At 41.7% G+C, this 23851-nt stretch carries 22 protein-coding genes; 13 read left to right on the top strand and 9 right to left on the bottom strand.

Annotation, left to right across the window (positions count from 1 at the left end):
- Nucleotides 1-16: 16 nt before the first annotated feature.
- The 5 genes from pheS to thrS form a co-directional block, all read right to left on the bottom strand.
- Nucleotides 17-1000 (bottom strand): phenylalanine--tRNA ligase subunit alpha, encoded by a 984-nt coding sequence (gene pheS, locus C9J12_RS07965; RefSeq protein WP_107242350.1) that lies wholly within the window; start codon nt 998-1000, stop codon nt 17-19.
- 444 nt (nt 1001-1444) lie between these two features.
- Nucleotides 1445-1798, bottom strand: coding sequence for a 50S ribosomal protein L20 (gene rplT / locus C9J12_RS07960; RefSeq protein WP_006232268.1), 354 nt, complete (start codon nt 1796-1798; stop codon nt 1445-1447).
- Nucleotides 1799-1841: 43 nt separating this feature from the next.
- On the bottom strand, nt 1842-2036 hold the full coding sequence (rpmI, locus tag C9J12_RS07955) for a 50S ribosomal protein L35 (RefSeq protein WP_006232269.1): 195 nt from the start codon (nt 2034-2036) through the stop codon (nt 1842-1844).
- A 95-nt stretch (nt 2037-2131) separates the two neighbouring features.
- Nucleotides 2132-2683, bottom strand: coding sequence for a translation initiation factor IF-3 (gene infC / locus C9J12_RS07950; protein WP_081450113.1), 552 nt, complete (start codon nt 2681-2683; stop codon nt 2132-2134).
- 3 nt (nt 2684-2686) lie between these two features.
- Entirely contained in the window at nt 2687-4615 is a 1929-nt protein-coding gene (gene thrS / locus C9J12_RS07945) for a threonine--tRNA ligase (RefSeq protein WP_107242205.1), read from the bottom strand.
- A 317-nt stretch (nt 4616-4932) separates the two neighbouring features.
- On the opposite strand from thrS, the gene C9J12_RS07940 reads away from it, so the two are divergent.
- Nucleotides 4933-6174 carry a leucine-rich repeat-containing protein kinase family protein gene (locus C9J12_RS07940; protein WP_107242204.1) on the top strand — a complete coding sequence of 414 codons (1242 nt, stop codon included), beginning with the start codon at nt 4933-4935 and terminating at the stop codon, nt 6172-6174.
- 72 nt (nt 6175-6246) lie between these two features.
- Here the strand turns inward: C9J12_RS07940 and yqfB are convergent, their stop codons facing one another.
- Entirely contained in the window at nt 6247-6564 is a 318-nt protein-coding gene (yqfB, locus tag C9J12_RS07935; RefSeq protein WP_107242349.1) for a N(4)-acetylcytidine aminohydrolase, read from the bottom strand.
- A gap of 197 nt (nt 6565-6761) precedes the next feature.
- On the opposite strand from yqfB, the gene hutC reads away from it, so the two are divergent.
- From hutC to C9J12_RS07895, 8 genes are all read left to right on the top strand, one after another.
- A complete protein-coding gene (gene hutC, locus C9J12_RS07930) occupies nt 6762-7466 on the top strand; it encodes a histidine utilization repressor (RefSeq protein WP_107242203.1) in 705 nt (234 codons plus the stop codon).
- A gap of 240 nt (nt 7467-7706) precedes the next feature.
- Nucleotides 7707-8951 (top strand): imidazolonepropionase, encoded by a 1245-nt coding sequence (gene hutI, locus C9J12_RS07925; protein ID WP_107242202.1) that lies wholly within the window; start codon nt 7707-7709, stop codon nt 8949-8951.
- Nucleotides 8941-10020: a formimidoylglutamase gene (locus tag C9J12_RS07920; protein WP_107242201.1), complete on the top strand. Its 1080-nt coding sequence runs from the start codon at nt 8941-8943 to the stop codon at nt 10018-10020. Before hutI ends, C9J12_RS07920 begins: the two co-directional genes overlap by 11 nt.
- A 78-nt stretch (nt 10021-10098) precedes the next feature.
- On the top strand, nt 10099-11835 hold the full coding sequence (hutU, locus tag C9J12_RS07915; RefSeq protein ID WP_107242200.1) for a urocanate hydratase: 1737 nt from the start codon (nt 10099-10101) through the stop codon (nt 11833-11835).
- Between the two features lie 23 nt (nt 11836-11858).
- Nucleotides 11859-13391, top strand: coding sequence for a histidine ammonia-lyase (gene hutH / locus C9J12_RS07910; protein WP_107242199.1), 1533 nt, complete (start codon nt 11859-11861; stop codon nt 13389-13391).
- Between the two features lie 309 nt (nt 13392-13700).
- Nucleotides 13701-14567, top strand: coding sequence for a fructosamine kinase family protein (locus tag C9J12_RS07905; protein WP_107242198.1), 867 nt, complete (start codon nt 13701-13703; stop codon nt 14565-14567).
- Nucleotides 14568-14775: 208 nt separating this feature from the next.
- Entirely contained in the window at nt 14776-15429 is a 654-nt protein-coding gene (gene hxpB / locus C9J12_RS07900) for a hexitol phosphatase HxpB (RefSeq protein WP_107242197.1), read from the top strand.
- Nucleotides 15430-15803: 374 nt separating this feature from the next.
- Nucleotides 15804-16007, top strand: coding sequence for a CPXCG motif-containing cysteine-rich protein (locus tag C9J12_RS07895; protein WP_041394354.1), 204 nt, complete (start codon nt 15804-15806; stop codon nt 16005-16007).
- 71 nt (nt 16008-16078) lie between these two features.
- Here the strand turns inward: C9J12_RS07895 and C9J12_RS07890 are convergent, their stop codons facing one another.
- The 3 genes from C9J12_RS07890 to C9J12_RS07880 all read right to left on the bottom strand — a co-directional run bounded on the left by C9J12_RS07890 (nt 16079) and on the right by C9J12_RS07880 (nt 19078).
- Complete coding sequence (locus tag C9J12_RS07890) at nt 16079-16699, bottom strand: riboflavin synthase subunit alpha (RefSeq protein ID WP_107242196.1); 621 nt, start codon at nt 16697-16699, stop codon at nt 16079-16081.
- 167 nt (nt 16700-16866) lie between these two features.
- The gene (locus C9J12_RS07885; RefSeq protein WP_107242195.1) at nt 16867-18312 is read right to left on the bottom strand and encodes an ATP-binding protein; all 1446 of its coding nucleotides are present in this window, start codon (nt 18310-18312) and stop codon (nt 16867-16869) included.
- The gene (locus tag C9J12_RS07880; protein WP_107242194.1) at nt 18305-19078 is read right to left on the bottom strand and encodes a response regulator; all 774 of its coding nucleotides are present in this window, start codon (nt 19076-19078) and stop codon (nt 18305-18307) included. The genes C9J12_RS07885 and C9J12_RS07880 overlap by 8 nt, the downstream gene beginning before the upstream one ends.
- A 197-nt stretch (nt 19079-19275) precedes the next feature.
- Here C9J12_RS07880 and C9J12_RS07875 point away from each other — a divergent pair, with 197 nt between their 5' ends.
- From C9J12_RS07875 to C9J12_RS07860, 4 genes are all read left to right on the top strand, one after another.
- Nucleotides 19276-19545 carry a hypothetical protein gene (locus C9J12_RS07875; protein WP_107242193.1) on the top strand — a complete coding sequence of 90 codons (270 nt, stop codon included), beginning with the start codon at nt 19276-19278 and terminating at the stop codon, nt 19543-19545.
- A 45-nt stretch (nt 19546-19590) separates the two neighbouring features.
- Entirely contained in the window at nt 19591-19788 is a 198-nt protein-coding gene (locus C9J12_RS07870) for an SHOCT domain-containing protein (RefSeq protein WP_107242192.1), read from the top strand.
- Between the two features lie 322 nt (nt 19789-20110).
- Nucleotides 20111-21481: an MATE family efflux transporter gene (locus tag C9J12_RS07865; RefSeq protein WP_107242191.1), complete on the top strand. Its 1371-nt coding sequence runs from the start codon at nt 20111-20113 to the stop codon at nt 21479-21481.
- Nucleotides 21482-21955: 474 nt separating this feature from the next.
- The gene (locus tag C9J12_RS07860) at nt 21956-23593 is read left to right on the top strand and encodes a chitinase (RefSeq protein WP_107242190.1); all 1638 of its coding nucleotides are present in this window, start codon (nt 21956-21958) and stop codon (nt 23591-23593) included.
- The last annotated feature ends 258 nt before the right edge of the window (nt 23594-23851 follow it).

The raw sequence follows: 23851 nt of genomic DNA, 5'->3' as shown, positions 1-23851 counted from the left end.
TTGTACTTCTCCTGACTTACTTGAATTGCTTAAGGAAACGAAGGTCGTTCTCGAAGAACGAACGAAGGTCATTAACGCCATAACGAAGCATTGTTAGACGCTCAACACCCATACCGAATGCAAAACCAGAGTATTTCTCAGGATCAATACCAACAGAACGAAGTACATTAGGGTGAACCATGCCACAACCTAAAACTTCTAACCATTTGCCATCTTTGCGCTTCACGTCTACTTCAGCAGAAGGCTCTGTAAACGGGAAGAAAGAAGGACGGAAACGAACTTCAACTTCTTCTTCGAAGAAATTACATAGGAATTCGTTCAAAATGCCTTTAAGTTGCGCAAAGTTTACGTTTTCATCTACTAGCATACCTTCCACTTGGTGGAACATTGGCGTATGCGTTTGATCGTAATCGTTACGGTATACACGACCTGGTGCAATGAAACGGAATGGTGGTTTACCATGTTCCATGGTACGGATCTGTACACCAGAAGTGTGCGTACGCAGCATCAAATCAGGGTTGAAGAAGAACGTATCGTGATCAGTACGAGCTGGGTGATCGTCTGCAATGTTCAATGCATCAAAGTTATGGAATGCATCTTCAATTTCAGGACCAGACTCAGTGCTAAAACCAAGTTCACCAAAGAACTGTTCAATACGCTCAACTGTACGAGTAACTGGGTGAAGACCACCGTTTTCGATACGACGACCAGGAAGGCTCACATCGATAGTCTCTGCAGCTAGCTTTGCTTCAAGCTCTGCACGTTGAAGTGCATCTTTACGTGCTGCGATCGCTTGTTGAACGGCGCCTTTCGCTTTGTTGATCTCTTGACCAGCAGTACGACGCTCTTCCGGTGGTAATTTACCTAGGCTTTGTAGTTGCGAAGTTAATTCGCCTTTTTTACCTAAGTACTGAACACGCACTTCATCAAGTGCGACTAACGAATCAGCTGTTTCAATCGCTGTCGTTGCGTTGGCTAGGATCTCGTCTAGTTGTAGCATCATTTCCTCATCCACCCACAGGTGGCGTCCATAAGGGAGATATAAATTCGCGTAACGATACATACTAAAGAAACACGCGTCTAAATCCAAACTGAATCGCAATAAAAAGGCGGTATTGTGTGAAAAAAAGTCTGCTTTCAGTGTACTTATCTTAAATAGCATAAGCATCTCATCACTAAACAGGAATCCAATGATACGATTAACAAGTGTCAAAGATGCACACTTTTTATCTCACTATATTCAAGACTGAAAAGCTTTCGGGTTAAAGACATCATAATCAATGAAATTGGATACGATAAAGATAACGCTATGCAGAATGGCTAGCTCACCCATAAAGATTGTTAGCTTGCAGTTTAAAGATCGGCGAGTGTTTGGAAAGTATTCGTTAGATGAAACGAAAAAAGGAGAGCCGAGGCTCTCCTTTTCACTTAAAACTAAACTGTATTACAGTGCAGCTTTTGCTTTTTCAACAAGTACTGTGAAAGTAGCTTTGTCAAATACAGCGATATCAGCAAGGATCTTACGATCGATTTCGATAGACGCTTTCTTAAGACCGTTGATTAGACGGCTGTAAGACATACCATTTTGACGTGCAGCAGCGTTGATACGAGCAATCCAAAGAGCACGGAAAGTACGTTTCTTCTGACGACGGTCACGGTAAGCATATTGACCAGCTTTAGTAACAGCTTGGAAAGCTACGCGGTAAACACGTGAACGTGCTCCGTAATAACCTTTAGCTTGTTTAAGAACTTTCTTGTGACGTGCACGCGCTTGTACACCACGTTTTACGCGAGGCATAGGAGACTCCTAACTAATTAATAAAAAATAAAACTAAAAACGATTAAGCGAACGGAAGCATACGAGCAACTGCAGCCACTTCACACTTAGGAAGGATTGCATTTGGACGAAGCTGACGTTTGTTCTTAGTAGTACGTTTAGTCAGGATGTGACGTTTTGTAGCGTGCTTAAACTTAAAGCCACCAGCAGTTTTCTTAAAGCGCTTAGAAGCGCCCTTGTTGGATTTCATCTTAGGCATGATGAGACTCCGCATTGTTGATAGTTAATAATCATAGTAATCAGGCGAACAAAAGCCCTGCCGGAGCAGCGCTTTTAGCTACTTTAATGCCGTAATTACTTCTTTTTTGGAGCAAGCATCATAGTCATTTGGCGACCTTCAACTCGATGTGGGAAGCTCTCGCAGACCGCTAGGTCTTCAAGTTCTGCCTTAATACGATTCAAAAGATCAATACCAAGATTCTGATGGGCCATTTCACGACCACGGAAACGTAGTGTGACTTTACCCTTGTTGCCCTCTTCTAAAAAGCGAATCAGGTTGCGTAGTTTTACCTGATAGTCGCCTTCGTCTGTACCAGGTCGGAATTTAACTTCCTTGATCTGGATTTGTTTCTGCTTTTTCTTTTGCTCTTTAGCAGCCTTGCTCTTTTCGAACAGGTACTTGCCATAGTCCATCACGCGACAAACTGGTGGCTCGGCATTTGGGCTGATTTCAACTAAATCCACACCTGCATCATTAGCAATGCGAGTTGCTTCTTCAAAAGATACAACACCGATGGACTCGCCATCTATACCTGTTAAACGAACTTCACTAACGCCGTGAATTTCACCGTTTAAACGGTGTGCATTTTGTTTAACTGGTGCTTGAGTTCTTTTTCCGCCTTTAATACCTTAGTCCTCCAAAACATTGAGCTTGCGACTGCTAATTTCTTGCTGCAAGAATGCAACAAGTTCATCAATCTTAAGTTTACCCAAATCTTTACCCTTGCGAGTACGAACTGCTATTTCGCCTGCTTCGACTTCTTTGTCGCCACAGACCAGCATGTAAGGCACTCGCTTCAAAGTATGTTCGCGGATTTTAAAGCCAATCTTCTCATTTCTCAAGTCCGCATTGACTCTAATTCCACATTTTTGTAATTTTTTAACTATTTCTTGTACATATTCTGACTGACTGTCAGTAATGTTCATCACAACAGCTTGCTGAGGCGCCAACCAAGTAGGGAAGAAGCCCGCATATTCTTCGATAAGAATACCGATGAAACGCTCTAGTGAACCAAGAATAGCACGGTGAATCATAACTGGGGTATGACGTTCGTTGTCTTCACCCACATATGTTGCACCTAAACGCTCTGGTAATGCAAAATCTAGCTGAACAGTACCACACTGCCATGCACGATCTAGACAGTCATGCAGTGTGAACTCGATCTTAGGACCGTAGAATGCACCTTCGCCTTCTTGAATTTCAAATGGAATGTCCATTGATTCAAGTGCGACTGTTAGGTCAGATTCAGCTTTATCCCACATTTCATCAGAGCCTACACGTTTTTCAGGACGTGTAGAAAGCTTAACAACAATGTTGTCGAAGCCAAATGTCTGATAAGTATCATACACCATTTTAATACAAGAAGTAACTTCTTGTTGCACTTGGTTTTCAGTACAAAAAACGTGCGCATCATCTTGAGTGAATCCACGAACACGCATTATGCCATGAAGAGCACCTGATGGCTCGTTACGGTGACATGCACCAAACTCAGCCATACGTAATGGTAAGTCACGGTATGATTTCAAACCTTGGTTGAAGATTTGTACGTGACCTGGGCAGTTCATTGGCTTGATAGCGTATTCACGGTTCTCTGAACTTGTTGTGAACATTGCATCAGCGTATTTGTCCCAGTGACCAGAACGTTCCCAAAGAACGCGATCCATCATTAATGGACCTTTCACTTCTTGGTACTCATATTCTGTTAGCTTTTCACGAATAAACACTTCTAGCTCACGGAAGATTGTCCAGCCATTGTGGTGCCAGAAAACCATACCCGGCGCTTCTTGCTGCATGTGAAACAGATCAAGATGCTTACCAATCTTACGGTGATCACGCTTTGATGCTTCTTCTAGACGAGTAAGGTGCGCTTTTAGCAACTTCTTATCTTGGAAAGCAGTACCGTAGATACGTTGCAGCATCTTATTGTCACTGTTACCACGCCAGTAAGCACCAGCAACACTTAACAGTTTAAAGTGCTGACAGAAGCCCATGTTAGGAACGTGAGGACCACGACACATATCGATGTATTCTTCGTGGTGGTATAGACCTGGACGATCATCGCGAGAAACGTTCTCGTCTAGGATTTCAATTTTGTAAGTCTCGCCACGCGCTTCAAATGCATCACGCGCTTCCTGCCAGCTTACTTTCTTCTTAACAACGGCATACTTTGTTTTCACAAGCTCTTTCATGCGCTTTTCGATCGCATCAACGTCGTCTTGTGTTAAAGATTGCTCAAGGTCGATATCGTAGTAGAAGCCATTGTCGATGGTTGGACCAATCGCCATTTTCGCGTCAGGATAAAGTTGCTTGATTGCGTGACCTAGTAGGTGAGCACAAGAGTGACGGATGATTTCCAGACCGTCTTCGTCTTTAGCTGTGATGATTGCTAGGCTTGCATCGTTTTCAATTAAATCGCACGCATCAACACGTTCGCCATTAACACGGCCAGCGATACATGCTTTCGCAAGACCAGGACCGATGTCAGCAGCAACATCCATAGTTGAAACAGCGTTATCGAATTGACGTTGACTACCGTCAGGAAGAGTAATTACAGGCATTAAAATGTCCTTCACAGTGGTGCCACATACCAAGTAGCACATGTTGAATTAAATAAAGCTTTAGAGAAGCTTTGATGAAAATTTCGAAAGTTTGTAAGCCGGCTCCGCAATACTGAGCAGCACTCGGGGTTACAAACGAAGGCGAACTATAACAAACGCCTACGGGACAATGCAAAGCTACAGACATATTTATTATTTAATACGCTTAATTAGTATCTAATTGAACATATCTTGTGCTTCTTCCCTTTTCCTTTTATTCAAACTTTCTTGTAAACTATTGGGCTGTTTTGTCTCACTCTCATCATGGATTCATCATTTTGCATACACTTTCTCAGCTAAAATCTGGCGAACTAGCCGGTACTCAGCGCTTAAAATTGTCAGAAAATTTAACGTCATTTCCACTAGAAATTTTATCTCTGGCTGATAGCTTAGAAATCCTTGATTTATCCAACAACCAATTAACGTCTTTACCGCAAGAATTAGCACAGCTTAAAAAGCTTAAAATTATCTTTGCCTCAAATAACCAATTTGAAGTACTGCCTGAAGTACTCGGTAAGCTACCGCATTTAGAAATGGTCGGCTTTAAGGCGAATAAAATACATTCAGTTCCAGAGCATTCTTTACCAACTCAGTTACGCTGGCTTATTTTGACTGATAACCAAATCAAAACGTTACCCAATTCGTTAGGTGAACGCCCACGCTTACAGAAATTAGCGTTAGCAGGTAACTGTTTAACACACCTACCTCAGTCAATGTCGCAACTAGACAACCTAGAGTTAGTACGTATTTCTGCCAACCAACTAACAGAATGCCCAGAACAGCTGCTTTCATTGCCTAAGCTTGCTTGGTTTGCCTTTGCAGGTAACCCGTTTAGCCAAACAAATAGCGCAATTCAATCAGTACCTGTATTGCCATCTTCCAGCTTCACCTTACAAGACGTTTTAGGGCAAGGCGCATCAGGCGTTATTTCTAAAGCGACGTGGAATAATAAGCAAACAGACTTCCCTGAAGATATTGCCGTTAAAGTGTTTAAAGGCGAAGTAACAAGCGATGGTTATCCTGATGATGAATTACAAGCCTGCTTAAAAGTCGGTAACCACCCCAATGTCGTGCAGTCTTTGGCACAAGTGAATGAAGACGGTTATTTAGCCTTAATCATGAATTTAATCCCTTCTCACTTCCGCAATTTAGGGCTACCACCCTGCTTTAATAGCTGTACCCGCGATACTTTTTCACCAGACTTCACTTTGTCGGTTGAACACATAGATAAAATCGTTAAGCAGATGGAAGAGGTTTTTGTACATTTGCATTCAAATCAGGTCTGTCATGGCGACTTATACGCACATAACACCCTTTATGATGAAGAAGCGAATATCATTTTTGGCGATTTCGGGGCTGCGAGCATGTATCACATGCTAACTGAAGCGCAACAAGCATGTATCAAGCAGATTGAACACCGTGCACTGTGTCATTTCATTGATGACCTGTTAAGTATTTGTGCTGAAGGTAATAGAGACGAGAAAACGTTTGATTTACTAAAACAGAAATTAAGCCACTAAAAGAAAAGATAGCATCTGGAAGTAAGTCGACATACTTACTTCCAGTAATCTTATACCGCAATTTGTTCAGAGCTAAGCAACTAGCTTATAAGACACAACATAAAGCTGTTTGATGCCAGGATAAATATCTTGAATAACATCCTTTAAAACGGGCAGAGTCATATTTTCTTGATCTGCATGAAATTGAGTCAGCTCATCAAACAAGATTGGCTCAACCGATAAAATTTCTAACTCACAAAACTCACGCCCTTCTTCAAGCGTTGATACTTTTACTGTAGTGCCCGGTACATAGTAACGTTCAGATTCATCACGAATTGTTATCGTTTTCTTACTTGATAAAATATCGTGTTCAAAACGGGCGAAAAATGTCATTTCAGTTGGGATAGTCATTGTCATTCTTTTACTCATTATTACGTATCGCCGTTAAGGGCATTACGAGTAACACATATACAGTTACTCTTGTTTGATACTTATTCTACGCATTCTTATCTGTAGTCCTACATATAAAATGACCAATACAAAATATTTACTTGAAATACCGCGATAAAATTGCTTTTATTTGTATAGGCAATTATGGAATTACACTCATGGCTCAATCTCCTCGTTATTTGCAAATCAAACAGTATTTAAATGATAAAATCCAAACAAGAACTTGGCCGCCGGGTTTTAAAATACCGACTGAAATTGAGCTATCAGAGCAATTTTCAGTGAGCCGAATGACAGCAAATAAAGCGATCCGCGATCTGGTGGGTGATGGTTTATTAAAACGTACGCCAAGATTAGGCACGTTTGTTTGTCATAAAAAAGCTGAATCACCATTGATGGAAATTCGAAACATTGCCGATGAGGTACGTAACCGTGGTCATGACTATTCAAGCCAAATAATAAGCCAAAATAGTGTAGAAGCAAAAGACGACGTCGCTTTACGTATAGGCGTAAGAAACGGCACAATGATTTACTTTACCCAAATAGTACATTATGAAAATGGTGTGCCTATTCAGCTTGAAGAACGCTGGGTTAACCCCGATTTTGCTCCTCAATATCTCGATCAAGATTTTACAGCACAAACACCCAATGAATATTTGGTTCAAACCTGCCCTCTTAGTGATATAGAACATACCGTGGAAGCCATTATTCCCATTAACCGTATAACATCTTTACTTGAAATGAACGAAGGTGAACCTTGTTTATTGCTTAACCGTCGTACGTGGAGCGACAAAAATTTGATTAGCACTGCATTGTTATATCACCCAGGTAATAAATATAAGTTGAGTTCTCGCACTAAGGTGTAATCTGTATTAGCTCTAACTTGTGACAAGGTAAAATGGTCACTATTGGGGCTATTACCTCTACTGTTAAGCCGCTTTCCCAACCGATCACTCTCTAACTTTTCCGTTACTGTCAGTTAATAATTACAACATTGATCACAACTTCTTTACATTGCATCTTGAGTTTCACCTCAAAATCGCCTATTTATTTGTATATACATATTGCTTTTGTATCTTGCACACAATCAAAGAAGCGAATTATTAATGGAACGAGTGCTTACCAACCTTAGATTAGTCACCCTGTCGTCAGAGACATCAGCCGATAATAACGGCTATCAGATCATCGAAGACGGCATGGTTGGAATAACAAACGGAAAGATCATGTTTGTCGGTTCTGCATCTGATAGTCCTCTGGCATGTCATAACGACCTGCATGGCCATCCTGACGTAATTGATTGTGGTAATGCATTAGTAACCCCAGGCTTAATTGATTGCCACACCCATCTTGTCTTTGCAGGTAATAGAGCAAACGAGTTTGAACAACGCCTAACTGGTATGCCTTACGAAGAAATAGCCAAACGAGGTGGCGGTATTATCTCTACCGTTCAAGCGACCCGTGAAGCAACAGAAGATGAACTCTACCAACTCGCGATTAAGCGGTTAAATGGATTGAAACGTGACGGCGTCACAACCATTGAAATCAAATCAGGTTATGGTTTAACACTGGACGATGAATTAAAAATGCTTCGTGTGGCTCGACGCATTGGAGATATGCCAGATATTAAGGTTTCAACTACGCTTTTAGCCGCTCACGCTGTACCTCCTGAATATAAAAACCGTGCTGATGATTATATTGAATATGTTTGCCAACACATTATTCCTGCGGCAGTAGAACAAGGGCTCGCAGATTATGTTGATGTCTTCTGCGAAGGCATTGGATTCTCTACTCAGCAATGTCAGCGCGTATTTGAAACAGCCAAACACTACGGACTGGGTATTAAAGGTCATACCGAACAATTATCCAATTTAGGCGGCAGTGCACTTGCGGCAAGAATGGGAGCCACCTCTGTCGATCATATTGAATACCTCGACCTCGATGGTGTAGCTGCACTTGCTGCGAATAATACTGTCGCAACCTTATTACCTGGGGCTTATTATTTCTTGCGTGAAACGCAACGTCCACCCATCGAACATTTACGTAAATTGCAGGTTCCTATGGCAATTTCAACCGACTTTAATCCGGGAACATCCCCTATCGCTTCGCTCCGTACCATGATGAATATGGCATGTACATTCTTCCGACTTACACCCGAAGAATGTTTACGAGGAGTTACCTGCAACGCTGCTCAAGCGTTAGGGCTGGAAGCATCACGTGGGAAAATTAACGTCGGCATGGAAGCAGATCTCGCACTTTGGGACATTGATACGCCCGCTGAATTATCTTACCGGCTAGGTGTGCCCGATCTTATTGCACGTATTGTGGACGGAGAGATTTTCTATGCCAAATAACCAATTTTCAAACGCAATCAACATGAGCGCTTGGCAAGGGCGCGCCGATCCTGAAGATGGCGAACTGGGCATGCGATGGCACCAAAAAGTGCTACCTGCCGATCAAGCCAATGAAGAAGGCATTATGTTGCTAGGCTTCGCCTGTGATGCTGGTGTCGCGCGTAATAAAGGCCGCACAGGTGCTTACGGTGCCCCTATTGCTATCCGACGCGTACTGGCAAATTTAGCTTGGCACCATCAAGAGCCAATTTATGACGGTGGCGATATCAGCTGTGATGACGGTAACTTAGAGTTAGCACAACATCGCTTAGGTGAAGATGTCTGCCTTGCTTTGCGCCAAAAACATAAAGTGATTGTCTTTGGCGGTGGTCATGAAATGGCATGGGGAACATTCCAAGGTATTGGCGCTTATTTACTGCAAAAACAAGAAGCCACTGAAAGCATTAGAGCACCGCTTAATTTGAGTGAAGAAAAGACTGCGGAACCAAATGTGAAAGGCACGGCTATGCCCACACCTCGAGTTGGTATTATCAACTTTGATGCACATTTTGATTTACGTAATCCACCATCTGGTCCACAAGCGAGTGCAGGCAGCTCAGGCACACCATTCCACCAAATCGCTCGTTTTTGCGAATTACAACACTGGCCATTTAATTATGCTTGTCTTGGTTTAAACCGCGGCAGTAACACACAAGCATTATATGAAAAAGCCGATCGGCTTGGGGTTTTATACCGAGATGATACGGAATTAACACACCGAACCATCGAACAAACCCAAGCGGCACTTAATACATTTATTGCTGAATGCGACTACTTATACCTCACAATTGATTTAGATGTTTTTCCAGCCTGTGTCGCACCCGGTGTAAGTGCACCTGCGGCTCGTGGCGTATCGCTAGAAATAATCGAACAGTTAATGGAACCCATTTTAACCGCTAAAACAGAGCAAGGTGATTCAAAGTTACTTGTCGCTGATTTAGCAGAGTATAACCCTCGTTTTGATATTGATAACCAAACTGCACGGTTAGCAGCAAGACTGACCTGGACAATAGCCCGTGCCATTCGTTAAACCCGCTATCGCTTATTTACTTTAAATAACAGTGAACGATATAACCACTACGACGAATAGCACAGCAAGGAGAGCTACATGACACAATCAACAATTCCAAACCCTCGTCTGGATGAATCACGCACAATCATTGCACCGACTGGTACGCAATTAAATGCTAAATCATGGCTAACAGAAGCCCCACTTCGCATGTTAATGAATAACTTGCACCCTGACGTTGCTGAACATCCTCACGCATTAGTTGTGTATGGTGGCATTGGCCGCGCTGCACGAAATTGGGAATGTTATGACAAGATTGTTGAAGTATTAAAGCGTCTTGAAGACGATGAAACCTTGATGGTGCAATCAGGTAAACCTGTTGGTGTCTTTAAAACACACACCAATGCACCACGTGTATTAATTGCCAACTCAAACCTTGTACCGCATTGGGCAAACTGGGAGCACTTCAACGAGCTCGATAAAGAAGGTTTGATGATGTACGGTCAGATGACAGCGGGTAGCTGGATCTACATCGGCTCACAAGGCATTGTTCAAGGTACTTACGAAACATTTGTTGCCATGGCTCGTCAACACTTCAACGGTGATGCAAAAGGCCGTTGGGTACTGACTGGTGGGCTTGGTGGTATGGGTGGCGCTCAACCACTCGCGGCCACTATGGCTGGCTTTTCAATGCTAGCTGTAGAGTGTGATGAATCACGTATCGACTACCGTTTACGTACCGGTTATGTCGATAGTAAAGCAACGACCCTTGATGAAGCATTAGCGATTATTGAAGAATCAAAGCAAACCGGTAAGCCAGTATCAGTCGGCCTATTGGGTAATGCCGCAGATGTATACGCAGATATCGTTAAGCGTGGCATTGTACCAGACGTAACAACAGACCAAACCTCTGCGCATGATCCGCTTAACGGTTACCTACCTCAAGGCTGGTCAATGGAGCATGCTGCTGCAATGCGCCTTGAAGATGAGGCGGTTGTTGTAAAAGCGGCAAAACAATCAATGGCTGTTCAAGTTCAGGCAATGCTAGCACTACAAGAAGCCGGTTCTGCCACGGTTGATTATGGTAATAACATTCGTCAAATGGCACTAGAAGAAGGTGTTGAAAACGCGTTTGATTTCCCTGGTTTTGTTCCGGCCTATATTCGACCTTTATTCTGTGAAGGTATTGGACCTTTCCGTTGGGCTGCTCTTTCTGGCGACCCTGAAGATATCTATAAAACCGACCAAAAAGTAAAAGAACTGATTCCAGATAACCCGCACCTGCATAATTGGTTAGATATGGCACGTGAGCGTATTCAGTTCCAAGGTTTACCTGCGCGAATTTGTTGGGTTGGCTTAAAAGATCGTGCCCGTCTTGGTAAAGCATTTAATGAAATGGTCAAAAATGGTGAGCTTAAAGCCCCTATCGTCATTGGACGAGATCACCTTGATTCGGGATCTGTTGCCAGCCCTAACCGTGAAACAGAAGGCATGATGGATGGTTCAGATGCAGTGTCTGATTGGCCTTTATTGAATGCCCTTTTGAATACGGCATCTGGTGCGACATGGGTTTCTCTTCACCACGGTGGCGGTGTAGGCATGGGCTTTTCGCAGCATTCCGGCATGGTAATTGTGTGCGATGGCACTGACGATGCAGCCGAACGTGTAGGCCGTGTTCTTCGTAATGACCCAGCAACTGGTGTAATGCGTCATGCCGATGCGGGTTACGATATCGCCATTAACTGCGCTGAAGAGCAAGGCCTCGACCTACCAATGGTCAATACAAAAAACACTCATTCGCAAAGCAGTCTTTCAAAAAACATTCACTCTAAATAAACAACCGATAGCGAGAAGTAATCATGTACCAATTAGAAATTATTCCAGGCAAGCTATCGCTGAAACAACTTCGTGAAGTTAGCCGTCAGCCTACTCAATTATCTTTAACGGAAGATGCACTGCCTGAAATGCTAATTAGCGCAGAAGCGGTTGCACAAGTCATCAGAGACGACAAAGTTGTTTATGGCATAAATACAGGGTTTGGTTTGCTCGCCAATACCCGTATTGCCGCCGAAGATCTTGAAACATTGCAACGTAGCATTGTGCTTTCACACGCTGCAGGCATCGGTACATTTATGGATGATGCCACTGTACGAATGATGATTGTATTGAAAGTAAATAGCCTTGCTCGCGGTTATTCAGGTATTCGCCCATTAGTTGTTAATGCATTAATGCAACTGGTTAACGCTGAAGTATACCCATGTATTCCGAAGAAGGGCTCTGTGGGTGCATCTGGCGATCTTGCCCCTCTTGCACATATGAGTACCGTGCTATTAGGCGAAGGTGAAGCCCGTTACCAAGGCAAAATAATTACTGGTGCCCAAGCGCTTGAGATTGCAGGATTAGAGCCTATTACCCTAGCCCCTAAAGAAGGATTAGCGCTGCTTAATGGCACGCAAGCATCGACCGCATTTGCGTTAGAAGGCTTTTTTGCGGCAGAAGATTTATACGCAGCAGCAACAGTTTGTGGCGCAATGTCTGTTGATGCCGCACTGGGTAGCCGTCGCCCATTCGATCCTCGCATTCACCGTGTTCGTGGTCACCGTAGTCAAATTGACGCGGCAATGGGTTACCGCCACATGTTAGGCCAAAACAGCGAAATTGGTTTATCGCACCAACAATGTGAGAAGGTACAAGACCCTTACTCGCTGCGCTGTCAGCCACAAGTGATGGGCGCTTGTTTACAGCAAATTCGTAATTCTGCCGTCACTTTAGAAGTTGAAGCAAACGCAGTATCCGATAACCCACTTGTTTTTGCAGATGATGGCGACATTATCTCGGGCGGTAACTTCCACGCAGAACCTGTTGCAATGGCAGCAGATAACCTTGCATTGGCTATTGCCGAAATTGGCAGCTTGTCTGAGCGTCGTATGGCTTTATTGATCGACAGCGGCTTAAGCAAGCTTCCACCATTCTTAGTAGATAACGGCGGGGTTAACTCCGGTTTTATGATTGCACAAGTAACCGCAGCTGCATTAGCAAGTGAGAATAAATCGCTTGCTCACCCAGCCTCTGTGGATAGCTTGCCAACATCAGCTAACCAAGAAGATCACGTTTCAATGGCTACATTCGCAGCACGTCGTTTAACCGATATGGCTGAAAACACACGTGGTATTCTTGCTGTTGAATTGCTAGCGGCATCACAAGGTCTCGACTTTAGAAGCCCTAACAAGAGCTCTGAATTAATCGAACAAGCAAAAATGCAACTACGTGAACGTGTCTCTTTCTATGATAAAGATCGCTACTTTGCGCCAGACATCGCAAAAGCAAATCAACTATTAAAAGAAGCGACATACAATGCCTTAATGCCAGCTACATTACTCCCAAGCTTGTAATGTAACGTTGTAACCATTACTTGCTTTGTAAAACGATATAAATCGAAACTGACCTTTAGCATTATGGTGAGTTTCGATTTTTCTATTTTCATCCTTTCCCACCTTTGATATCCCCTCTCTTCTAACGTTGATTTACAAGCTTTTTCACACAATGAATATTGCATACAAAGTTCAAACCTTGATAAATGCACGGTTATATCTGTCTTAAATGGTCTAAGATGTTGATGAGACACTACTATTATTCGTCGCTATTCATATTAACGTGGGTAGCTGTTTAACTGATTGTATTGTTCCAACACGGAGGATGCTATGTGGCAGGCCATTTCTCACCAACTATCAGATATATTGGGTAAACCGTTTAAAATCAGCGAACGAGAGGCTCTCGAAGGTGGAGATGTCAATCAATGTTATTGCGTTGGTGATGGTGATGAGCGCTTTTTTATCAAAATCAATGATAAAGAGCAGCTTGCCATGTTCAAAAGTGAAGCTGAAAGTTTACGCATTCTAAACGAGGCTAATTGTGTTCAAGTACCACAACTATTGCACCTTGGTACATGCCGTGAAAAGTCTTTCTTAATTCTCAATTATTTACCAACAAAAACAGTCGACAGCGATTCTGCCTTCAAACTTGGTCAGCAGCTTGCTGAATTACACCAATGGGGAGAGCAAGCAGAATACGGTTTTGATTTTGATAATTATGTTGGTATTACTCCGCAGCCTAATAAATGGCGTCGTCGTTGGTGTCGATTCTTTGCTGAGCAGCGTATAGCATGGCAACTTCAACTGTGTGAAGAAAAAGGGATTCAATTTGGGAATATCGATACCATTACGGGTAATGTTATTTCGTTATTGATGCACCACCAGCCAACCCCCTCTTTGCTTCATGGTGATTTGTGGCATGGTAATACAGCGCTGACGGTCACAGGGCCTATCATTTTTGATCCCGCTACATACTGGGGAGATAGAGAATGTGATATCGCAATGACCGAGCTCTTTGGTGGTTTTCCTGCCAGTTTCTATGAAGGGTATCAGTCTATTTTCCCATTAGATGATGGATATCAAGAACGTCGTGACCTTTATAATTTATACCATATCTTGAATCACTGTAATCTATTCGGCGGTGAGTACTTAGCCCAAGCAGAACATATTATAGAAAAGCTAAAACTCGCTAAATAGTGTATCTGACCATATACCGTGCTAAAGCACGTATCATGGTAAATGTCAGAATAAAGCAGAATCAAAACATTAGCCCGATAATTGAGCTAATGTTTTTTTTGCTCAAAATACAGTAATCTCGACAGTCGTTATGTGTATACCCATCTTGATAAGTAGATAATCAAATATTTATCAAGATTGGTATAAACTTTATAGGTATAAAAAAATCATGTTAAAAGCAGCAGTATTTGATATGGATGGACTACTCGTCGATTCAGAACCGTTTTGGCAACAAGCGCAAGTCGAAGTATTCTCATCTATCGGCGTTACCATTGAACAAAAAGATACATTGCAAACAATGGGTTTACGCATTGACCAAGTCGTCGACTTTTGGTTCAAAAAGCAACCATGGCAAGGCCCTAATTGTGCAGAAATAACCGCTTTAATCGTTTCTCGCGTACAAGATTTAGTGAAAGAACATAAGCCTGTACTACCTGGTGTGTTCGAAGCCATTGCAACTTGTAAAGCAATGGGACTAAAGGTTGCCCTAGCCTCTTCATCACCACTAGGTTTAATTGAAGCAACATTAGAAGCATTAGAGCTAGAAAATGAATTTGAAGCCGTTTTATCGGCTGAACACCTTCGTTATGGCAAACCCCACCCAGAAGTGTACATCAACGCTGCAGATGCATTAGGTGTAGAACCACAAGCATGCGTCGCCTTTGAAGATTCAGTCAATGGTTTACTTTCGGCCAAAGCGGCGCAAATGAAAGGAATCGCCGTACCTGAAGCGGAATATGCCAATGATGCTCGCTGGGCGATTGCAGATAGAAAACTTTCGTCGCTTCACGAAGTAAATCAGCAATTATTAAATAGTCTATAAACAAAAAACAATTCAATTGTTGGTGTTACAAAGGGCTAAACTGAGTTACATCAACAATTCTTACTGTTCAATTATATAAATGTTTCATTTTTGACGTTTTATAAAACAACCTGAAAGTTATAAAGCACTTCATATCCATCAAAAAAAGACAATACTGAGAACCCCCACTTAATAATTATTCAGTTCTTCTTATCAATTCAAAGTTTGTAGTTAATTTTCAGCAAAAACCAATGCGAAACGCTAGGATTTAGTTATACCAGTAAATCACCTGACAAGTGTATTCATAATGATTCTTACGTCAGGAGCATCAAGTGGTAACACTGGTTCTGTGAATTTTTGTATCTGTAGAGGTGCATCATACCAAGGAGTATCAAATGAAGAATTATTCAGAGCAGAGTGTCTCTTGCCCGCATTGTGGACATATTATCAAGATAACTCTTGATACGAGTGGTGGTAGCCAAGAATTCTACGATGACTGCCCGTCGTGCTGCCATGCAGTGCATTTAAACATGCAAATTGATGAGGTTCATAAAACCATCAATTTATTCATTGATGCTGATGATGAACAAATCTTTTAACTTTCGTCATAAACAAAAGTGAGCCTAAGCCTATATCACCATTCAATAGGCTTAACTTAATAATAAATTTATTACTGTGTGTTACTCGATTGATTCATAAGTACTCGCTCGACGGTATCAACAATCGCTTGAGTTTGTGGATCAATTTCAATGTTAACCACATCACCTATTTTACGGGTACCAAAAAGTGTTCTTTCAAGTGTTTCAGGGATCAGGTGTACGCAGAATCGATTGTCCTTAACCTCACCGATGGTTAATGAACAACCATCAATACCAATATACCCTTTCGTTAACACATACTTCATCGACGGCATTGGCATCGTAAACCAAATTGTACAATTGTTAGCGGTATTAATCACATCAGAAATGGTCGAACACAGATTGATATGGCCCGACATAGAATGTCCGCCAATTTCATCACCAAATTTTGCTGCACGTTCAATATTGACGTTATCGCCTTCTACTAACAAGCCGAGATTAGTCACTTTTAAGGTTTCTTGCATTAAGTCAAAAGAAACGAAGTCACCTTCTACTTTAGTAACCGTTAAACAACAACCGTTATGCGCAACGGATGCACCAAGCGTTAATCCTTTTCGCAGCTCTTGCGGCATTTCTAACACATGTGTCTGAAAATTTTCTTTTTTTAATATTTTAACGACACGTACTTTACCTTGAACAATTCCTGTAAACATCAGTATCCCCGAGTATTATTTTTAATATCAGTTGGTTAGTCATCGCATTATATATCCAAACTCACAAAAATGCAGGTTCCAGCGTTATTTGAACCACTCCATTCCTGTATACGCAGTTAGGCGCTAAAAGGGCTATGCAGAGCCACTTCAATTACCCCATTCTGAGGTTATTTAGACTGTGCTCGATGATATTGTGGCAATCGTATCTCTGCGCAAAGGCCACCTTCACTGCGGTTTCGTAAAACTAACGATCCGCCATGGGCTTGAATAATCGAGCGGCTAATAGACAAGCCCAACCCCACACTTGATGAACTAGTATCTCTGGCTTTTTCTAATCGTACAAAAGGTTTAAAAACATCCTCTAATGCGCTTTCATCAATACCTGTACCACGATCACAAACCTGTACAACAGTATACTGCTCATCATTAAAACAGTTTAATTCAATCGGAGAAGGTCGACTCGTATTCTCAAACTGCTGTCCATAACACAAACTATTGTTCAGTAAATTTTCAATTACTCGCCTAAAGGCAATAGGCGCCAATCGACAGATGACTTTATTAGCTGCAATAAAGTGTATGACATCGCCTCGGTCTTGATAATCATCGGTAATTGTTTGCAATAAACTGGTTAGCTCAACGGTTTGGCTTGGCTCTTGTTGAGCATCGTCTCGCGCAAAGTTCATTGTAGCTTCAATCATCAATTCCATATTAGTCAGTGTTTTTAATAATTGTTTTTGATCCTCATTGTGCTCAATAAATTCTAGTCGTAAGCGCATGCTGGTAATGGGGGTACGTAAATCGTGAGAAATAGCAGCAAGCATCTTTGTTCTATCATCAACAAACTGCGATAGTTGTGTTTGCATCTGATTGAATGCTGCAATTGTCGGTAAGATCTCTTCTGGCCCTGAAAGTTCAAGCGGGGTAAAGTCTCGTTCTTGCCCCAATTTTTGTGCGGCAACAGCCAGTTTTTTAACCGGAAGTAACGATCGTTTAACCACCCAATACATCGCACTCAGCGTAAATAATGCCACTAAAATTAACCCAACAATTGCGGACCAAGACCAGCGTAATGCTTGCTGATCAATCGCTGAGCTAAAATTTAACCAATAATTATTTGATAACTTTACCGAGCCAATCAGCTGCGTTTTATATTCAACCATCGGCTGCTGCATCATTGGCATATGTTTCATCGACATATGCATATGCCGCATCATCTTGCTCATGTCTGCTTGTTGTTCATTATGCTGCTGCGAGATAACAGATTGGATCTTTACTTGATGAGGAAGAGGTGCTGAAAAAGACCGTGCCAATTGTGCAGACAAATCTGCTCGTTGGTTTCCGGTTACAACCGCTGTATTATCGAGCGACAACGTTAAACCAGAGCTTTGACTAGCTGCCAATATTTCATCATGTAGTTCTACAGACGTTCGATCAATCACATTAACCAAGGCAGCCACACGCTCTAAGGTACTATTACTTGTTGTTAAATTAAGCATCTGAACGCGTTCGTTCGTAAATATTTGAAGGGCAATCAGTAGCTCAAACACTAAACCAAGTACCATGATGATACAAATTTTACCAATAAGACTAGAAGGTAAAATACGTTTAATCATGTTTTACCTCGCACACCAGTTGATACCCCCCACCCCAAATAGTTTTGATTAATTCAGGCTTTTTATGGTCGATCTCTAACTTCTTCCGTAACCGGCTAATAATAGTATCAATAGAACGATCATATACATCTGTCTCTCGCCCTTTGGCCAAATCCAATAGCAGCTCTCGGCTTAATACTTTTCTTGGGTGCTCAACAAATACTTTCAATAATGTAAATTCTGCACTCGTTAATGAAACAGCAATACCATCGCGATCTGTTAATTCACGCTGACCAATATCAAAACACCAACGATTAAAATGATAAACATAGCTTTCTTTATCTTGCGTCTCTTCAACAGAATCCACTTTCGACTGAAGTACTGACTTACCTTCAGGTATCGCATTAAAACGACGAATCACAGCTTTTACACGGGCTAATAATTCGCGTGGATTAAACGGCTTAGGCAAATAATCATCCGCGCCCATTTCGAGCCCTATGATTTTATCTACCTCCTCGCCCATCGCTGTCAGCATTATCACCGGTATATTCGAATGAACGCGCAATTCACGGCATAAGGTTAATCCGTCTTTTCCGGGCAGCATTAAATCCAACACGATCAAATCGATCGAATTGTCTCGAAGGCATTTCTCCATTTCATTCCCATCTGCGGCAACAGAAACCCGATAATTATGCTGGCTTAGAAAACGCTTTAACAAATCACGGATCTCGCTATGGTCATCAACGATTAATAGATGAGGTAGTGACGGTAAAGCGGAACTGTCCATAAAAATCCACAATATAATACGAATGAATAATGACTATACGCCATTAACCTATTGAGTTCTTGTCAATGTATGTCAATGAGTTGAGTACAATTCAAACTGACATAATTTGGCATAAATGAATTCATTTCTGACAAATCTGCGACAAACTTTTTTGTTTTAATAGCCAGGTCAAAACAAAAAACATTAAAGGTGATCAAATGAAACGTTCAATTTTATTAGCAGCAAGTCTAGTCATTCTTCCTTCTCTTGCAATGGCTAACAACGCTCACCATGAAACAAACCAAGATAGTGCTCATATGGTAGGAATGCATTCTGAAATGATGCAACAAATGATGAATAACCCCGAGCAGATGCAGGCCATGATGACCGAGATGCAATCAAACCCAGAGATGCAAAAAATGATGAAAAAAATGGGGTGTCAGGGAAATATGACAACAATGATGAAAAACAGCCCTGAACAACAATAACGCTGTCATTGAGTTCATTAATACACATTTACCTCAGGAGATACTATGCACACGATGAGTATGATGCCATTTTCAATGATTTTCATGTGGATTCTTATGATTGCCTTCGTATACCTAATAATAAAGGCGATCAAACAAGACAATAACCCCGCCTCTAGCTCTGCAATTGACATTGCAAAATGCCGCTTTGCTAATGGCGAAATTACACAGGAAGAGCTAAAGGCTATAAAAAAAGAACTGTAAATAATGATGTTATCAGATGTCCTACCATCATGAGGTAGGGCATCTAAAGCAACAGTAAGTCGTTATCTCCTAACCAGCAGTATCATAGACTTCCCTATCATAGTGTCATCAATACGTATCATATTTATTAACACCCCAAAAACAAAAAACACACCGCGTAAACTATTCATAAAATATGCTAATGTATCTGCATATTAAACAACACTGCTGAATAGTCGTCATTCGATAGCAATATTGATTGTCTCTTCTTATTGAATCGCTATAATCACCGCGCTTTACTCTATACATTTATTCATTATTTCTGCTTTTAGGAGCATGCTCTGTGCATAATTACAGGCGTGAAACACGTCAACTTCTTACTTTAGCAATACCTGTTCTTATTGCATCTGTTGCCCAAACATCAATGGGATTCGTTGATACCGTTATGGCTGGTGGTGTCAGTGCTACCGATATGGCTGCCGTTTCTGTTGCTTCTAGTATCTGGTTACCTGCCATTCTTTTTGGTGTTGGGCTATTGATTGCCCTTGTACCAATCGTGGCGCAACTAAATGGTTCAGGCAAAAAAGATAAAATTCCTTTTGAAGTACAGCACGGTTTTCTTCTCGCCTTGATCATATCAGTTCCCATTATGGCCATTTTATATAATGCTGGTATGTTGATTGACTACATGGATGTCGAACCCATTCTGGCTGAAAAAACCATTGGTTATTTACATGCTGTTGTATATGCCGTGCCCGCTTTTCTACTCTTCCAAACCCTAAGAAGTTTTGCAGAAGGGTTATCTTTAACTGTGCCAGGTATGGTTATCGGTTTTATAGGTCTAATGGCAAATATTCCGCTTAACTGGATTTTTGTTTACGGTAAATTCGGTTTCCCAGAAATGGGCGGTGTCGGTTGTGGGGTAGCTACAGCCATTGTTTATTGGCTAATGTTCTTCTCTATGTTGGTTTATGTATTAGTAAACAAACGCCTTAAACGTGCTGGATTGTTTGAAGTTTGGTACAAACCACAGCCTAAAGCAGTACTTCGACTGTTCAAGCTAGGTTTCCCTGTTGCCGCTTCAATGTTTTTTGAAGTGTCATTATTTGCAGTCATTGCTTTAATGATTTCACCGTTGGGCTCAATTATTGTTGCCTCACACCAAGTCGCGATTAATTTCTCGTCGTTGGTCTTCATGTTACCTATGAGCTTAGGGATCGCATTAAGTATTCGAGTGGGCCACATGCTTGGTGAACAAGATTTAGTCGGCGCTAAAATCGCAAGCCATTGCGGTCTTATTGTTGGGTTAATCATGTCGTTAATGACTGCTATTTTAACCATTATTTACCGTAAAGAAATTGCCCTTCTCTATACTGATAATACCGATGTTATTGTACTTGCCGGCCAGCTTCTATTCTTAGCTGCCGTTTACCAATGTAGCGATGCGATTCAAGTTGTCGCTGCGGGTGCCTTACGTGGTTATAAAGATATGCGAGCAATCTTTATTCGTACATTCATCGCATACTGGATGCTTGGTTTACCTGTTGGCTATATTCTGGGTATGACAGACTGGATTGTAGAGCCGATGGGGCCACATGGTTTCTGGATTGGTAATATTGTTGGTTTATCCGCTGCAGCGATTATGCTTGCTATGCGCCTACGTTGGATTCAGCGCCAAAGCGATGAATTCCAAATAGCAATGTCACTTAAATAAGCGTCAAGATAGATTACAAATAAACCGCATATATTGTCAGCGACAAAGTTGCCTCTGTATGCGGTTCTTTTATACCCTTTCAGTAAAAACAGAAATGAGCTGGTGATTCAAAAAAAGATGTTACCTTTGCTTTGCTATTCAGCAAGTAAAGGAAATCACTCGCACATATTAATATTGACAACATTCAACCTTGCAAATAAATTCATCTTTATTCCCCGCAAAAAACAGCTAAATATTTCAAAAATTAATCTTTTTACAAAGCAGTCAGGTTTAATAACTAATTAAACTTACACTTACAGCTAATAATAAAAAACGGCCTCGGTGGTTCAAGTACAAACAAGGTTATATATTGAAGTGGCTATGCACTTGATGTAGAACGAAACTGAAGTCAATCCTAAGCAATAAACACTAATCGTTCATCGTGAATAGCACAATGAAACAAACAACATAATTGTTTATTAAAGGAATACTAACATGTTTAAATTCCGACACTTAGCAATATTACTCAGTTTCGCCCTTGCCACTAACAGCTTTGCTATGAATATTCAGCCAGACCCCAATAACCCGGGTGGCTATGTTGTACCTCGGGCTGATATTGAAGCTGCAGAGCAAGCTAAAACAGCCGACCCAATGTATGACACCTGGGCAAAAGCACTTGAAACACTTCCTAATCAGCAAGTTGAAGCTATTTTACCAGGCTTAGCCTCTAACCCAAGTAACGTCATTCGAGCTGAACGCGTATTTCCAGAAACGGAATGGATCTACCTAACGCAAATGGCTGCATCTGAATACACCTATACCCGATTCCTTCGTGCAATAGGAAAATTCCCAGCGTTTTGTGGCGAATATACTGATGGTCGCGATTCCGACGCTATTTGTAAACGATCTATCGTTACCTCTTTTGCCCATTTTGCTCAAGAAACAGGTGGGCATATTGCCATCGACAATACTTGGGACAATCCGAAAGGTTTAGAAGAGTGGCAACAGGCACTGGTTCACGTTCGTGAGATGGGTTGGTCTGAAGGCCAACCCGGCTATACCACTGGATGTGGTCAAAACGATTGGCAAAATAAACGCTGGCCATGTGCAGAAGGGCAAGGCTATTTTGGCCGTGGCGCCAAGCAGCTTTCATACCACTTTAACTATGGTGCCTTTTCTGAAGTCATGTTCGATGGTGATGCAACTGTCTTGCTTAACAACCCAGGACGTGTTGCAGACTCATGGTTAAATTTAGCCTCTGCGATATGGTTTTTCCTAACACCTCAATCACCAAAACCTGCCATGCTGCACGTTATTGATCGCACATGGAAGCCATCTCAGCTAGAAACCGAAGCAGGGATTGGCTACGGCTTTGGTACCACTATCAATATTATTAATGGTGGTATTGAATGCGGTGAACAAAATAAAGATAAAGGGCAACCCGTTAATCGCATCCGCTACTGGGAAGGATTATCAGATTACTACCAAATATCTATTCAACCAGATGAAAAAAACACATGCTGGCAGCAAAAGCCATACGGTAGCCTTAATCTGAATGGTGCGACCGATGTACTTTATACAAACTGGGATGGTGACTGGACGTATCATGCTGATCGCCCAGGCGGAGTCTCTTTTGAGTGTAAACTGGTAGGTTATCAAACCGCCTATTCTGCATTGGTTAAGGGCGATTACGAAAAGTGTGTCACTAATTTCTATGAATCTCACGCTAATTGGCCAAGCGTCCGCGTGGTTGATCAATTAGACCCACCGATTAATCCTGAACCGCCAATAGGTGGCAACTACCCAGCATGGAATATAAACACTGAATACACTGTCGGTGAAAAAGTGAGCTACAACGGTGCTTCTTATGAAGCAAAATGGTGGTCACAAGGTAATGACCCGAGCAAAGGAGATCCGTGGAAACTGATTTCTGATACTCCCGTCAATCCGGTACCACCAGTTGAACCATTACCGCCAACAGGTGCCACTCAATGGATTGCAGGGCAAACAAATGTAAATAACGGTGATAAAGTGACGAATATCGGTAAGTGCTTTATTGCCAAAAACAACCCAGGTGTTTGGGAAACCCCGACCAGTACAAATTGGTACTGGGATGAAGTTTCATGTAAATAAAGATATGCACGATTCTTAAATATAAGCCCTAACATCTTCTAGTAATAAGATAAACGTTAGGGCTTTTCAGGTAGACACTTATTTTACTCGAGTACAAATGTTCTGATTGCTAGTAAAAATCCAGAGCTAATTTCATTCCGTTGAATTAGCGTTATGAAAAGCCTATGAAATTTAAATACTTTCTTAAATTAGCCTCTCTTTTTTATTCTTATCGACCTAATGATCAATGGTAAAACAAACTGCAACCTTTATCTTTCA

Origin of the sequence: Photobacterium frigidiphilum (genome assembly GCF_003025615.1) — a bacterium.
Lineage (GTDB): Bacteria > Pseudomonadota > Gammaproteobacteria > Enterobacterales > Vibrionaceae > Photobacterium > Photobacterium frigidiphilum.
Note: the sequence above shows the minus strand (reverse complement) of the source record. Positions and strands in the feature narration are given on the sequence as shown.